We start from the raw sequence: 13,182 nt of genomic DNA, 5'->3' as shown, positions 1-13,182 counted from the left end.
GTGAACGCCCTCATGAATCACTGAACAATATGACACCGGAGGAATACCGACAGCACCATTATTTGGCCGGGATCTCAAAAAATGCATGGAACTAAAACGGGTCTATTTACATAACCAGCCGACGCCTTCCATTAACTTCTGAAGGGGCCAAAGCAGAACGCTAAGTGCGGTCCCCAGGACCTCGCCAAAGGTCTGCCCGGCGCAGGCGCATTTGTTTAGCGCTTCGCGACTCTCCTCCGTGGGCCTTAATACTTTTTTAAACCAGTTCCAGACGTTTTTGACTCTATCCTGCATCTGACCGTGTCTGGCTTTAAGCCTGAAATCGATATTCAGGATTGGATCATTGCAAGAGCGGAATATGTGATCGGTGATAACGGATTTACCACGAAAATGGAGTTTGAGGCTAAAATAAGCGACTGTATTGAAGAGGGGGCTATTCTTGTCAATGTGGTCGATATGTGGACATTTTTGAAATAAATCCTTTTATTTCAATTTATTAAATCCCAAAAAAAAGCCCCGTCGGGGGCGACGGGGAAAAACTCATTGATTATGGAATGATCTGTTCTCTGGTCAGTTCGAGAACAGGGGCTACTCTACGGGGGAAAAGTGCAGGCAAGATGGAGAAACCATGGAGATTCAGGCTAAAATCCCCGGGAATTGGAGAAAGGGAGAAAAGATGAAAAAGTTACTGGCTATTTTGCCCCTGGCGCTGGCCGGCTGTGCCCAGCCGCAGCCCACCGCGCCGACGAAAACCATCGGCATGCCCAATCCCGCGGCGGTCTACTGCCAGCAATCCGGCGGCACCCGGGTGCCGGTGCAAACGCCGCAGGGCGTCAGCACCCAGTGCAAGCTGCCCAGCGGCGAAACCCTCGATGAGTGGGCGCTATGGCGCCGGGACCATCCGGCTAAATCGTAACCGGCAGGGCCGCCAGCCAGGCGGCCAGCACCCGGGCATGATTCTGCTCGGTGTTCTTCGCGGCGTACAGCAGCGTCAGCGTCTGGCGCTGCGCCAGCGCCGCCAGCCGCAGGCCCGTGTCGCGATGGGCGTCGAGCTCCTGAAGATAGCGCTGGCTGAAGTGGTCGAAATCGATCGCCTCGCCGTGAAAGGCTTTCCGCAGCTCAGCGGACGGCGTTAACTCTTTACACCACTCATCACAGGCCAGCGCCTCTTTTTTAATCCCCCGCGGCCAGAGACGGTCGACCAGCACCCGGTAGCCGTCGCTGCTTTCCTGCGGATCGTACACCCGTTTACATTGAATCATCATCCTGCTCCCTCTGTGCCATCCAGGCGAGCAACTGCGGGATCTGCCCGTCGGAAAATACCGTGATGCCGTGGGCGCGCAGCAGCTCGGCGGCCACGCCGGCGCCCGCTTTGCGCCGCCCGCGAAAGGAACCGTCATAGATAAACTGGCTGCCGCAGGTGGGGCTGCCGTCGGTGAGTAACGCCGCCTGACAGCCCGCTTCCCGGGCGGCGCTGAGCGCCAGCCAGGCGGCCAGCTGATAATGTCCCGTGACGTCGCGGCCGTCGCTTTCCACGATCCGCGCCCGTCCGGCAAGCACATCGCCGCCGGCGCCGCCGAGGATCTCCGCCGGCAGGCGGGGCGTCGGCAGACCGGCCGCCAGCTCCGGGCAGTGGATCACCAGACGATCCGCCTGCTGCCAGCGGGACAGGGTCGCCGCCAGCTGCGCCTTCTCGCTACCGTTATATCGCACCTGGAATCCCATCAGGCAGGCGCTGACCAAAAGCTTACTTTTCATCCTCTCTCCCTTTTGCGCTTGCTCCAGTATACCTCACCCGCTGGCCACGGCGGTGGGGTGAAAATAAGGATTGTGTTCCACAGAGGGGATCGCTATCCTGACGTGCCTTGTGCTGCTCGTCTCGTCCAGACATAAGGAACCTGCTATGAAAACCCCTTTACGCCTCGCCCTTGTCGGCGATTATCACCCCGATATTGTTGCCCATCAGGCCATTCCCCTGGCAATAGACGATGCTGCCGCCGTGCTGGAGCAGCCGGTGAAATATGACTGGCTCGCCACCCCGTCGATCGCCTCCGGCGACGCGCTGGCGGAGTACGATGCCGTCTGGGTCGTTCCCGGCAGCCCGTATCGTCACCCGGAAGGCGCGTTTACCGCTATCCGCTATGCCCGTGAAAACAGCATTCCTTTCCTCGGCACCTGCGGCGGCTTTCAGCACGCGGTGATTGAATACGCCCGTAACGTGCTCGGCTGGCAGGATGCCGGTCATGCGGAAACCGACAGCGAAGGGCGGATGGTGATCGCGCCCCTCAGCTGCTCGCTGGTGGAGGCTTCTGCCGTCGTCGAGCTGCGGGCGAATACGCTGATTGCCCGCGCCTATGGTCGGGAGAGCATTGAAGAGGGCTACCACTGCCGCTACGGTGTGGACAGCGCGTTTGCCGCGGAGCTGGAGCAGGGCGATCTGCGCGTCACCGGCTGGGATGAAGAGGGTGAGATCCGCGCCGTCGAGCTGGTGACGCACCCGTTTTTTGTCGCCACCTTGTTCCAGCATGAGCGCCACGCGCTGGACGGGCGTCCTGCGCCGCTGGTGCAGGCGTTGCTGCGCGCCGCGGCACAATAACCCTACCGGCAGCGCCCGCTGCCGGTCATCTTCAGGGATGAATCTCCCGGTCGCGCCCGGCGAGGGCGCCGCAGATCGCCATCACCAGCGAAATCAGCGCCACCGCCAGCAGCGGAATATGCCAGTCGCCATTGGCATCGTGGATCCTGCCCATCAGCGGCGGCCCGCAGGCGGCCAGCAGATAGCCGACGCTCTGCGCCATCCCCGACAGCGCCGCGGCCTGGTGCGCCGAGCTGGCGCGCAGGCCGATAAACGTCAGGCCGAGGATCATCGTGGCTCCGGAGCCAAAGCCGAACAGCAGCGTCCAGCCGATCGCCAGCCCTGGCAGTAGCCACAGCCCGGCGGCGCTGATGGCGCACATCAGGGCGACCAGCACCGCGATCCCGCGCTGGTCGCGCAGCCGATGCAGGATCAGCGGTATCGCCAGGCCGGGCGCAGCGGTCGCCAGCTGCAGCAGGCCATGCAGCGAGCCGGCCTGCGCTTCGCTATAGCCCATACTCTGCAGAATCGACGGCAGCCAGCCGATAATCACGTAATAGACCAGCGAGTTGATGCCGAGGAACAGCGTCACCTGCCAGGCCAGCGCCGACCGCCAGATCCCCCGGTTATGCATGGCACCTGAGCCGGTCAGCGGGGCCTCCGCTTGACGCCGGGACTGCGGCAGCCAGCTGAGGAGCGCCAGCAGCGGAAAGATCATCAGCAGCAGCAGCGCCCCGCGCCAGCCGAATCCGGCCATCGCCACGGGGACCACCAGCGCCGAGCCTAGCGCCGCTGCGCCGCCCATCGTCAGGGAATAGGCGCCGGTCATCCGCGCGACATGCTGCGAGAAATCCCGTTTAATCAGCCCGGGCAGCAGCACGTTTCCCAGCGCAATGCCGCAACCGATCACCGCCGTGCCGATAAACAGCCATGCAGCGGAGGGCAGGGAGCGCAGGGCAATGCCGGCGCAGATCAGCAGCATCGCCAGCAACAGGCTGCGCTCCATGCCGAACCGGCGGGCAACCCCTGCCGCCAGCGGCGAGACAAGGCCAAAGGCCAGCAGCGGCAGGGTGGTGAGCAGCCCGGTCTGCGCGGTGGTCAGGCCATAGTCGCTACGAATCGCGTCCAGCAGCGGCGCCGCGCCGGTAAAGACCACGCGCAGGGTGGTGGCGATGAGCAGGATACCGGCAATCAGCAGCGCGGAGCGGCGGCCGGTGGAGGAGGTCACAGAAGACATATCATTCTCAAGGTAACTAAAGAGGGGGGTTACGATAGCGACTTTGTCCTCTGTTTAAATCAAGCTAAAATGACAGATTATCGCTAATATCGGACAACATGATGATCGGACTGGGTCTGGATGGTTATGAACCGGACAGTGGCCACGAATCGGCCATTGCCTTTCGTATTCGGGTGGTGGAGGCGGAGCAGTATATTCCGGCGCATTCCCACCGTAAGGGGCAGCTGATCCTCGCCCTGCACGGCGCCTTAACCTGCGAGGTGGAGAACGCGATGTGGATGGTGCCGCCGCAGTATGCGGTGTGGGTCCCGGGGCAGCTTTCCCACAGTAACCGCGCCACCCCCGGCGCCCAGGTGTGCTTCCTGTTCATCGAGCCGGGCGCCGCGCCGATGCCGGACCGCTGCTGTACGTTAAAGATTTCCCCGCTGGTGCGGGAGCTGATCCTCGCCCTGGCGGAACGCGGCGGGGAGTCGCTGGCCGCCCCCGCCACGGCCCGGCTGGTGCAGGTTCTGTTTGATGAGCTGCCCCGTCAGCCGCAGGAGCACCTGCAGCTGCCGGTATCGAACCACCCGAAAATTCGCCAGATGGTGACGATGATGGCTGAGGATCCGGCGCGCTGGCAGACCCTGAACCAGTGGGCGGCGGAGTTCGCGATGAGCGAGCGCAATCTGGCGCGGCTGGTGGTGCGTGAAACGGGGCTGAGCTTTCGCCGCTGGCGCCATCAGCTGCAGCTGATCCTTGCACTGCAGCAGCTGATCCGCGGGCAGACGGTACAGCAGACGGCCCAGGCGCTGGGCTACGATTCCACCACCGCCTTCATCACCATGTTTAAGAAAGGGCTGGGGCAGACGCCGGGCCGCTATCACGGCAGCCTGGCTACGACTTCCCAATAAACAGCGAGATGATCCCGGCGGCAATCAGCGGCCCGACCGGGACGCCGCGAAACAGGGCGACGCCGAGCACCGTACCGACCAACAGCCCGGCCACCAGATGCGGCTGGGAGCCCATCAGCGAGACGCCGCGTCCGCCAAGCCACGAGACAAACACCCCGACCGCAATCGCCAGCAGCGATTTCCAGTTCATAAAGGAGTGGATCAGCGTCGATGGCGGCAGCGTGCCGCTGGCGATGGGCGCCATCACGCCGATAGTCAGAATGATGATCCCGACGGTCAGGCCCTGCTTCTCAATCCAGGGAAAGAAGGCGTTCAGCGGCGTGACGCGCACGATAATCAGCACGAGGATGGAGATTGCTACGGTGGTGTTATGACTGATAAAGCCGAGCGCCGCCAGACCCAGCAGGATCAACAGGGTGGTATCAAACATGTACAGAGGTCCTTGCCAAAAAAAGAATGCCAAAAAATATCCTGCTGACTCTACGCATCGTGGCGTGAATAAACAGGATTTTTACGCCATGCGGCGGAAATCAGGGCCGATGCCCGGTTAGCTAAGACGGCGAAAGGTCGCGATCTCCGGTCGGGCGATATGTAAATAGTCTTCGGTATCGAGAATGATCGATCGGTCCAGGCGCCCGGCGTTAAAGGCGATTTGTGGGAAGCGCTCAAACAGCAGCGGGTCGGCCACCAGCCGCAGCGCCGGATGGAAACTGAAGGGGGGAATGGCGCCGAACGCGCAGGCGGTGAGCGCTTCCACTTCCGCCGGGCTGGCCAGCGAGGCTTTGCTGCCGCCGATATGCCGGGCCAGGCTGGCGAGGTCGGCCTGCCGATCGGCGGCGAGGATCGCCAGCACATGCTGGTTGACGCCGTTTCCTTTGACTTTACAGACTAACGCTTTCGCGCCCTGGCCAAGCGCGGTGCCGCGGATCGCCGAGACGGCTTCGCACTGGCCGACCGCCTCGTGCGCCATCACCCGATAGCGCGCCTGATGTTCGTCGAGCAGCGCGCACAGCCGCTGATGGATATTACCTTCTACTGCTTCAAGCATAGCGTCCTCCTGACTTCATAAAGCAGCCAGCTTAGCGCTGTTGCGCCGGCCTGCCAACGGTGGGCCGGCAAATTCACTATTCACTCATTATTGCTTCACAGTGCTGTGGTGCAATCCCGCAGGGCTGGATGAGTTTTGTAAATAAAAAAAAGAATGATTTTCATTTTCAATCGAACTTTTTTTATTTCGCTCAGTCTCTATCGGACGACACAGAATATTAATGATTGCCGTAATGAGGTTAGGATGATGCACGATGCAACCATGCAGGGCTCCCCACGCAAGAAGTTTAATAAAATAAGGGAGCTCAACAGACGGCGAAATTACTTTACTAAGAAAGTACGTAATGCCCTGCGGGTGGGCGTGGCGAAAGCGCTCTGGGATCGCCGACGCCGTCAGCCGGTGGATTTGTCGTCCGCGAAAACCGTCTTACTGATGCGCAATGAGGGGGCGGTCGGCGATGTGGTGGTGGATTCCGCGCTGGTGAAATGCCTGCATCAGTCAGGCTATATCGTTGATTTCCTGCTGACGACCTCTAATAGCCAGGTGATGCGTTATAACCCGCGGATCCGCTATATTTATGAAGCTGAACCGGTTACGTCCGCCGATTTTTTGCGAAAATTTAATCATAACGTTCCCCGCGATGTTATTAATGAACTAGCTAATAATAAGTACGATATTATTATTGACCCTTCGCTGTTCGATATACCCGTGCATCGCCTGCGGCTTTTCCGACAAATAAAAGCGAAATCGGTGCTCGGGTTTAATAAATGGCCGTCGATTAAGCATTATTCCCACTCTTTTGATTTTGACTGCCAGCGCTGGCACGTGACGAAAACGTTCGAGTTGATCGCCGATTATCTCAAACTGGACACCCGCGGGCTGGACGCTTACGACCTGGCGGTGCCCGGGCCGATTATGCAGGAGGTGGCGCAGTATCTGGCGTCGCTGAGCAGAAAAGCGGTAGTGATTAATATTTTTGCCGGCCATGGCGACCGCAGTCTCTCGCAGACGCAGTTGGCCGAACTGCTTGACAAGCTGCTGGCTCGCCATCCGGGGATCGCGGTTATTCTGCTCGATCACCGGCGTGAGATCCGCATCCCGCTGCCGCCGGAGGTGGTGATTAACCCATTTAACACGTTACACCATGCGATGGCGCTGATTGCCCAGGCGGAGCTGATTATCTCCCCGGACACCTCGGTGGTGCACATGGCGGCGGCGTGGAACAAACCGCTGATCGCGGTCTACAAGGACGTTCTGCTTAATAATCGGCTGTGGGCGCCGGGCTATGACAACGCCAGACAGATTATTGTTAAATGCGGGAAGGTGCATGAGCATCGCGAACTGGTGGATAGAATTATAGCGGCGCTACCGGAGACGCTGTGAGGGCGATGAGGAAAGGCCGGCAGGCATGTCCGGGAGGCTCACCTGCTGGCCGTATGCAAGAGCCAGCAGGTGAGCGAAGGTTGCATTGCCAGTCTGCAACCGCCGCTATTGTACTGTTGCCCGTGGCTCTGCTACATCCGGGAAAGCTCTTAAAGAGGGGGGCGCCGCGACTAACGGGCGGCATTACTCTTCAGTGAGCCACATGTCCGCCTCTTCAAACATCTCCTGCACCGTGCGGCTGATCAGCTCTTTTTCATGCTTGCTGGCGTCGGTGTTGATCGCCGGCAGCGTCATCATCGGCTTCACGCGCACTTCCGCCTCCGGGAAAATGCGCTGCATGCGTTTGGTCAGCTCGTTAAGAATGGTCTCTCTGGCGCCCGGCAGCCCGGCAAAATTGCGCTTGTCATAAATCAGTTCCACAAACATCTTCTGTCCTCTGTATGCTGATCGCGGGCGTTAGTTTTACTGTATTAATGTACAGTGTCAAGCGAATGCCGCGGCGCGGCGCATCTACCACCTCGCGCGGCGGGCGGGCTGCGCGCAAAAGCAGCAAACGGTTCGCGGGCGCTGAAGAGGACCCCCATTGACATCAAGGAGTTATTTCAGTGCTGGCGATTGATAGCTGGAGCCGATATTGACCGGCAAAACAGGCAAAACTACTGTATATATATTCAGTTTTATGTGGTGGGTTAAAAAATGAACTTTTACACGCCGGTTGAGCTACGTCAGATTGTCTCCTTTCCCTTTTTTGCCGACCTGGTGCAGTGCGGCTTTCCCAGCCCGGCCCAGGACTATGTCGAGAAGCGAATCGACCTCAACGAGCTGCTGGTGCAGCATCCCAGCGCGACCTATTTTGTCAAAGCCGCAGGCGACAGCATGATCAATGCCGGCATTGACGAAGGCGATCTGCTGGTGGTGGACAGCGCGCGTAAAGCGGAGCATGGCGATATCGTCATTGCCGCCGTCGGCGGCGAATTTACGGTAAAAAAGCTGCAACTTCTGCCCCGGGTGCAGCTTAACCCGATGAACCCGGCCTATTCGCCCATCGTGGTCGGCCGCGAGGAGACGCTCGATATTTTCGGCGTGGTGACCTACATCATCAAGGCGGCGGGTTGATCATGTTCGCGCACTGTGATGTGAACGCCTTTTATGCGAGCTGCCAGACCGCCTTCCGGCCAGACCTGAAGGGGCGGCCGGTGGTGGTGCTGTCGAACAACGATGGCTGTGTGATCGCCCGCTCGGCGGAGGCGAAGCCGTTTGTGAAAATGGGCGAACCCTACTTTAAGCAGAAGGCGGCGTTTCTTCGCCACGGCGTCGTGGCGTTCAGCAGCAACTATGAGCTGTACGCCGACATGTCCAACCGGGTAATGACCACCCTGGAAGAGCTCGCCCCGCGCTGCGAAATTTACAGTATCGATGAAGCCTTTTGCGATGTCAGCGGCGTGCGCCACTGCAAAGATCTGACCGACTTTGGCCGGGAAATCCGCGCCACGGTGCAGCAGCGCACCCATCTGACGCTGGGCGTCGGGATCGCCCCGACCAAAACCCTGGCGAAGCTGGCCAACCACGCGGCGAAGCAGTGGCAGCGGCAGACGGGCGGGGTGGTGGATTTATCCTGCCCGCAGCGGCAGCGGAAGCTGATGGCGCTGTTGCCGGTGAGTGAGGTCTGGGGCATCGGGCGGCGGATCGGTAAAAAGCTCGAGGCAATGGGGATCGGCACGGTACTCCAGCTGGCGGAGAGCGATATCCGCTTTATCCGCAAGCACTTCACGGTGGTGCTTGAGCGAACGGTACGGGAGCTGCGCGGCGAGCCTTGCCTGGCGCTGGAGGAGTTTGCTCCCGCTAAGCAGGAAATTATCTGCAGCCGCTCGTTCGGGGATCGCATTACGGCCTATGAGGATATGCGCCAGGCGATCTGCAGCTATGCCGCGCGGGCAGCAGAAAAGCTGCGCGGTGAGCATCAGTACTGCCGGTTCGTCTCCGCCTTTGTCAAAACCAGCCCCTTCGCGCTGAATGAACCCTATTACGGCAACAGCGCCTCACTGAAGCTGCTGACGCCGACGCAGGATTCCCGGGATATTATCGCCGCGGCGACAAACTGCCTGGATGCCATCTGGAAAGCGGGGCATCGCTATCAGAAGGCCGGGGTGATGCTCGGCGATTTCTACAGCCAGGGCGTCGCCCAGCTGAACCTGTTCGACGAGCTTGCCCCGCGGCAGAACAGCGCCAGGCTGATGCAGGTGCTCGACCAGCTGAATGCGAAAAACGGCAGGGGGGCGCTCTATTTTGCCGGCCAGGGGGTCCAGCAGCAGTGGCAGATGAAGCGAGAGATGCTATCGCCGCGCTACACCACGCGATACGGCGACCTGCTCCGCGTCAGATAACGCGCGCTATCCCTGCACCGCAGACGGAAAAACCGCCGCCAGCCAGTCAATAAAGACGCGGAGCCGGGGCGGGACGTGCCGGTGCCGGGCATAGACAACGTGAAAAGGATAGGGGGCCGGGCGCCAGGCGCTGAGGATCTCCACCAGCTTGCCGCTCGCCAGCGCCGGTTTCAGCGAATAGGTAAAGGTCTGCACAATGCCTAAGCCCGCCTCGCCGGCGGCAATATGCGCGTTGCTCTCATTGATGCCGAGATGGTGCTCCGTCTTCAGCTCGGTGCTGACGCCGTGACGGGCAAAACGAAACGGAAACGCTCTGCCGCTGGCCGGCGACAGGTAGCTGATGAGCCGGTGGCCATGGTTCAGTTCATTCGGTGAGGTGGGCGTACCATAGCGCTGAAGATAGCCCGGGGTGGCGCAGGTAACCAGCGCCGCCTCGCCGATTTTACGGGCAATCAGCGTCGAGTCTTCCATCGGTCCGCCGCGGATGGCGCAGTCAATATTGCCGCCGATCAGGTCCGAGGGCTTATCGGCCACTTGCAAATCGATACGGATATCCGGCCAGGTGGTCATAAAGTCCGCCAGCAGCGGGATCAGCACATCGCGCGCGGTCGACCCGCCGATGGCGATCCGCAGATGGCCCTTTGGCTTATTGCGGGCGGTATTGAAGGCGGCGTCGATCTCTTCCAGGTCTTCCAGCAGGCGCCGGGCCTTTTCATAGTATTCCCGTCCTTCCGGCGTCACGGTGATACGCCGCGTAGTGCGCTGCAGGAGAGAAACCCCAAGATGCGCCTCCAGTTGCTGAATGGTTTTGCTGAGGGTGGCGTTGGGCATATTCAGCGAGTCCGCGGCGCGGGTAAAGCTGCCGGCTTCGACAACGCGGGTGAAGGCTTTAAGAGCTGAAAACCGGTCCATTATTCGCTTTATCCTGGTTACTGGAGGTGATTATCCACCGAGGGGAAGAGTGTTTTTCAGATTAGGCCATTTTTCCGCCTCGCCGGGACGATTACAGTGCTTTCCATACCCGGCGGGCGCTTTCGCGAGCCTGGCCTGTTTATACTCTAACCAAGGAAATGCACCATGAGCAAAAAACTTGCGGATAAAGTGGCGTTAGTCACCGGCGGCAGCGCCGGGATTGGCCTGGCGTCGGCGAAAGCGCTGGCGGAGCAGGGCGCGAAGGTGTACATCACCGGCCGCCGTCAGGAGGAGCTGGATGCGGCGGTAAGATTCATCGGACCCGCCGCCCGCGGGATCCGCGCTGATGCCGGCGTGTTAAGCGACCTTGACGCGGTATTTGCGACCATTGCCGACGAGTCCGGCCGGCTGGATGTACTGTTCGCCAATGCCGGCGGCGGAGAAATGCTGCCGCTCAGCGCCGTTACCGAAGCGCACGTTGACCGGATTTTTGCCACTAACGTGCGCGGGGTGGTGTTCACCGTGCAGAAAGCGCTGCCGTTGCTCACCGACGGCGCCTCGGTGATTTTGACCGGCTCTACGGCGGCGGTAAAAGGGACGGCTAACTTCAGCATCTATAGCGCCAGTAAGGCCGCAGTACGCAGCCTGGCGCGCTCCTGGGCGCTGGAGGTTAGCGACCGCGGGATCCGCATTAATGTGGTCAGCCCGGGGCCGGTACGTACCCCGGGTCTGGGAGGGCTGGTGGCGGAGGCGGATCGCCAGGGCTTGTTCGATGCTCTGGCCGCCGGCGTACCGCTCGGGCGGCTGGGCGAGCCGGAGGAGATTGGCCGGACGGTGGTGTTTTTAGCGTCGGATGAGTCGAGCTTTATTAACGCCGCAGAGATCTATGTCGACGGCGGGCTGGCGCAAATCTAAGCGCCGGCTGACGCCAGGCGAGTCGTCCCAGCGGAGACCGGGGCGGCTCGCCGTGTTGGCGATCGCTGACGCACCGTCCGGAGGCAGCTTATTGCGCGCCCAGCTGTTTCATCAGCGTCAGGTTATCTTCAATATGCCAGTTGGCGGTAATTTTACCGCCGCGGATCTGATAGATATCGGTGGCGATAAAATCGATATTTTGTCCCTTACCCTGCCGGGTGCCGAAGGTCCCGGTAAAGTGGCCATGAAAATGTAAGTGTGAGACCACCCGGTCACCGGCCACGATCATTTGTTCGACATCACAGCGTAAATCCGGCACCGCCTGGCGAAACGCTCTGGAGGCGAGGATCGCCCCTTCCGGCCCCTGTCGGCGGCCTTCCGGGGGCGTTTTATCGATAAAATTCTTCGCCAGCGCCGCCCGGGCCAGCGCGGCATCACCGGTATTCCAGAACGTGGCATACTGCCTGGCGACATATTCATTGGCGGCGCGTGTGGCTGCGGGAAGGCTGCCGTCAGCGATGAGTTGCGCCGGCTTCAGCAGATCCTGTTGGGCTGCATACGCGGAGCCGGACATTGCGACAAGCAGCAGCGCGGTGGCGCAGCGATGGCGCGTGAGGCCGCGTCTGGCCTGCGTGCGGGCAACCGCGACACCACGGCCGGCAGGTAACATTTTGCGGGTCATTTTCACTCTTTATGCTCCGTATAGAAGGGATAGTCGGTATAGCCCGCCGCCGTGCCGCCAAACAGCGTGCCGGGATCGCTGACGGTCGCCAGCGGCCAGCGGTGCAGAAGCCGCTGCGGCAGGTCGGGATTGGCAATAAACGGCCGGCCGAAAGCCACGAGGTCGGCGAGACCGGCGTCAAGAATGCGCTCCGCCTTCTGCTGATCGTAATTCCCGGCCACGATCAGCGTGCCGCTGAAGGTCGCGCGCAGCGTGTCGCGGAAGCGTCGGGGAACGGCTGGGGCATCGTCCCAGTCCGCCTCCGCCAGATGGATAAAGGCGATGCCCTGCTGTTCGCACCAGGCCGCCAGGGCAAGGATGGCATCGATCACCTGCGGGTCATTCATCCCGCGCTGGGTAATGAAGGGGGAAAGGCGGATGCCCGTCCGCTCGCGGCCGATTGCGTCGCCGATGGCGGTCAGTACCTCCTGGGCAAAACGGATCCGGTTGTTCAGGCTGCCGCCGTACTCATCGGTACGCTGGTTGGCGGTCCGCCGCAGGAACTGGTCGATCAGATAGCCATTGCCGCCGTGTACTTCCACGCCGTCAAACCCCGCCGCGATCGCATTGCGCGCCGCCTGACGGTAATCGGCGACAATACGCTGGATATCCGACCGGGAGAGCGCCCGCGGCGGTGAACAGTCAACCATCTGGCCCCGGCCCTGCTCATCCACCACCCAGACCTGGGCGTCCGGCGCCAGCGCCGAGGGGGCCACGGGTTGACCATCCGCATGGAAACGGGCGTGCGACATGCGTCCCACGTGCCAGAGCTGAGAAAAAATAACGCCGCCGGCCTGATGTACGGCGCGGGTCGTCAACTGCCAGCCGGCAATCTGGTCTGCGGAATGCAGGCCGGGCGTCCAGGAATACCCCTGTCCCTCGGGAGAGATTTGCGTCGCTTCCGTAACGATCAATCCCGCGCTGGCGCGCTGGCGGTAATACTCCGCCATCAGCGCGGAGGGGATATTTCCCGGCTGCAGCGCGCGCGCCCGGGTCATGGGAGCCATGACGATACGGTTTTTCAGCGGCAGCGTACCGATGCGATGACGATCAAAAAGTGAGAGCGTGTTCATAGTGGTGTCCCTTGCGAGTGGAATGGAAATCACTTTACAGT

Annotated in this window: 16 protein-coding genes and 3 pseudogenes; 9 read left to right on the top strand and 10 right to left on the bottom strand. The window is 60.9% G+C overall.

Going from position 1 to position 13,182, the window contains the following annotated elements; all coding sequences use genetic code 11:
• From ACLH1I_RS12375 to ACLH1I_RS12365, 3 genes and pseudogenes are all read left to right on the top strand, one after another.
• Positions 1–95, top strand: a pseudogene (locus ACLH1I_RS12375) (integrase); the annotation flags it as partial.
• 193 nt (positions 96–288) lie between these two features.
• A pseudogene (locus ACLH1I_RS12370) lies at positions 289–477 on the top strand (hypothetical protein); the annotation flags it as partial.
• Positions 478–676: 199 nt separating this feature from the next.
• Complete coding sequence (locus ACLH1I_RS12365) at positions 677–916, top strand: DUF333 domain-containing protein (RefSeq protein ID WP_004203736.1); 240 nt, start codon at positions 677–679, stop codon at positions 914–916.
• Here ACLH1I_RS12365 and ACLH1I_RS12360 read toward each other — a convergent pair.
• Positions 906–1,244, bottom strand: a complete 339-nt coding sequence (locus ACLH1I_RS12360) for a DUF488 domain-containing protein (protein ID WP_074194547.1) — start codon at positions 1,242–1,244, stop codon at positions 906–908. The genes ACLH1I_RS12365 and ACLH1I_RS12360 overlap by 11 nt on opposite strands.
• Before the next feature lie 4 nt (positions 1,245–1,248).
• Positions 1,249–1,758 (bottom strand): DUF523 domain-containing protein, encoded by a 510-nt coding sequence (locus ACLH1I_RS12355; RefSeq protein ID WP_049004563.1) that lies wholly within the window; start codon positions 1,756–1,758, stop codon positions 1,249–1,251.
• A 145-nt stretch (positions 1,759–1,903) separates the two neighbouring features.
• Here ACLH1I_RS12355 and ACLH1I_RS12350 point away from each other — a divergent pair, with 145 nt between their 5' ends.
• Positions 1,904–2,596 (top strand): CTP synthase, encoded by a 693-nt coding sequence (locus tag ACLH1I_RS12350; RefSeq protein WP_004203741.1) that lies wholly within the window; start codon positions 1,904–1,906, stop codon positions 2,594–2,596.
• Positions 2,597–2,627: 31 nt separating this feature from the next.
• Here ACLH1I_RS12350 and ACLH1I_RS12345 read toward each other — a convergent pair whose 3' ends face one another.
• Complete coding sequence (locus ACLH1I_RS12345) at positions 2,628–3,803, bottom strand: CynX/NimT family MFS transporter (RefSeq protein ID WP_072140547.1); 1,176 nt, start codon at positions 3,801–3,803, stop codon at positions 2,628–2,630.
• Between the two features lie 107 nt (positions 3,804–3,910).
• Here ACLH1I_RS12345 and ACLH1I_RS12340 point away from each other — a divergent pair, with 107 nt between their 5' ends.
• Positions 3,911–4,705: an AraC family transcriptional regulator gene (locus ACLH1I_RS12340; protein ID WP_072500731.1), complete on the top strand. Its 795-nt coding sequence runs from the start codon at positions 3,911–3,913 to the stop codon at positions 4,703–4,705.
• Here ACLH1I_RS12340 and ACLH1I_RS12335 read toward each other — a convergent pair.
• From ACLH1I_RS12335 to ACLH1I_RS12325, 3 genes and pseudogenes are all read right to left on the bottom strand, one after another.
• Complete coding sequence (locus ACLH1I_RS12335; protein ID WP_004203746.1) at positions 4,689–5,135, bottom strand: DUF441 domain-containing protein; 447 nt, start codon at positions 5,133–5,135, stop codon at positions 4,689–4,691. The genes ACLH1I_RS12340 and ACLH1I_RS12335 overlap by 17 nt on opposite strands.
• Before the next feature lie 117 nt (positions 5,136–5,252).
• Positions 5,253–5,753: a YbaK/prolyl-tRNA synthetase associated domain-containing protein gene (locus tag ACLH1I_RS12330; protein WP_004203748.1), complete on the bottom strand. Its 501-nt coding sequence runs from the start codon at positions 5,751–5,753 to the stop codon at positions 5,253–5,255.
• A 95-nt stretch (positions 5,754–5,848) separates the two neighbouring features.
• Positions 5,849–6,005 (bottom strand): annotated as a pseudogene (locus ACLH1I_RS12325) (hypothetical protein).
• On the opposite strand from ACLH1I_RS12325, the gene ACLH1I_RS12320 reads away from it, so the two are divergent.
• Positions 6,000–7,136, top strand: a complete 1,137-nt coding sequence (locus ACLH1I_RS12320) for a glycosyltransferase family 9 protein (protein ID WP_074404065.1) — start codon at positions 6,000–6,002, stop codon at positions 7,134–7,136. The pseudogene ACLH1I_RS12325 and the gene ACLH1I_RS12320 sit on opposite strands and share 6 nt — an antisense overlap.
• Positions 7,137–7,319: 183 nt before the next feature.
• Here the strand turns inward: ACLH1I_RS12320 and ACLH1I_RS12315 are convergent, their stop codons facing one another.
• Positions 7,320–7,562 (bottom strand): DinI family protein, encoded by a 243-nt coding sequence (locus tag ACLH1I_RS12315; protein WP_004203750.1) that lies wholly within the window; start codon positions 7,560–7,562, stop codon positions 7,320–7,322.
• Positions 7,563–7,832: 270 nt separating this feature from the next.
• Between ACLH1I_RS12315 and ACLH1I_RS12310 the strand changes: the two genes are divergently transcribed.
• Together ACLH1I_RS12310 and ACLH1I_RS12305 are read left to right on the top strand one after the other, a co-directional pair.
• On the top strand, positions 7,833–8,252 hold the full coding sequence (locus ACLH1I_RS12310) for a translesion error-prone DNA polymerase V autoproteolytic subunit (RefSeq protein WP_004203751.1): 420 nt from the start codon (positions 7,833–7,835) through the stop codon (positions 8,250–8,252).
• A 2-nt stretch (positions 8,253–8,254) separates the two neighbouring features.
• Positions 8,255–9,520: a Y-family DNA polymerase gene (locus ACLH1I_RS12305; protein ID WP_004203752.1), complete on the top strand. Its 1,266-nt coding sequence runs from the start codon at positions 8,255–8,257 to the stop codon at positions 9,518–9,520.
• A gap of 6 nt (positions 9,521–9,526) precedes the next feature.
• Here the strand turns inward: ACLH1I_RS12305 and ACLH1I_RS12300 are convergent, their stop codons facing one another.
• Positions 9,527–10,432, bottom strand: a complete 906-nt coding sequence (locus tag ACLH1I_RS12300) for a LysR family transcriptional regulator (protein ID WP_198079784.1) — start codon at positions 10,430–10,432, stop codon at positions 9,527–9,529.
• Between the two features lie 165 nt (positions 10,433–10,597).
• Between ACLH1I_RS12300 and ACLH1I_RS12295 the strand changes: the two genes are divergently transcribed.
• Positions 10,598–11,347, top strand: a complete 750-nt coding sequence (locus ACLH1I_RS12295) for an SDR family oxidoreductase (RefSeq protein WP_017898608.1) — start codon at positions 10,598–10,600, stop codon at positions 11,345–11,347.
• Between the two features lie 88 nt (positions 11,348–11,435).
• Here ACLH1I_RS12295 and ACLH1I_RS12290 read toward each other — a convergent pair whose 3' ends face one another.
• Together ACLH1I_RS12290 and ACLH1I_RS12285 are read right to left on the bottom strand one after the other, a co-directional pair.
• Positions 11,436–12,029, bottom strand: a complete 594-nt coding sequence (locus ACLH1I_RS12290; protein WP_064794860.1) for an ester cyclase — start codon at positions 12,027–12,029, stop codon at positions 11,436–11,438.
• Between the two features lie 2 nt (positions 12,030–12,031).
• On the bottom strand, positions 12,032–13,141 hold the full coding sequence (locus tag ACLH1I_RS12285) for an alkene reductase (RefSeq protein ID WP_043522464.1): 1,110 nt from the start codon (positions 13,139–13,141) through the stop codon (positions 12,032–12,034).
• Positions 13,142–13,182: the final 41 nt, after the last annotated feature.

The organism is Klebsiella sp. 1SOBk10mer (assembly GCF_046602535.1).
GTDB classification, from domain to species: domain Bacteria; phylum Pseudomonadota; class Gammaproteobacteria; order Enterobacterales; family Enterobacteriaceae; genus Klebsiella; species Klebsiella quasipneumoniae.
The sequence above is the reverse complement of the archived record's forward strand: the minus strand, read 5'-3'. Positions and strand labels throughout refer to the sequence as shown.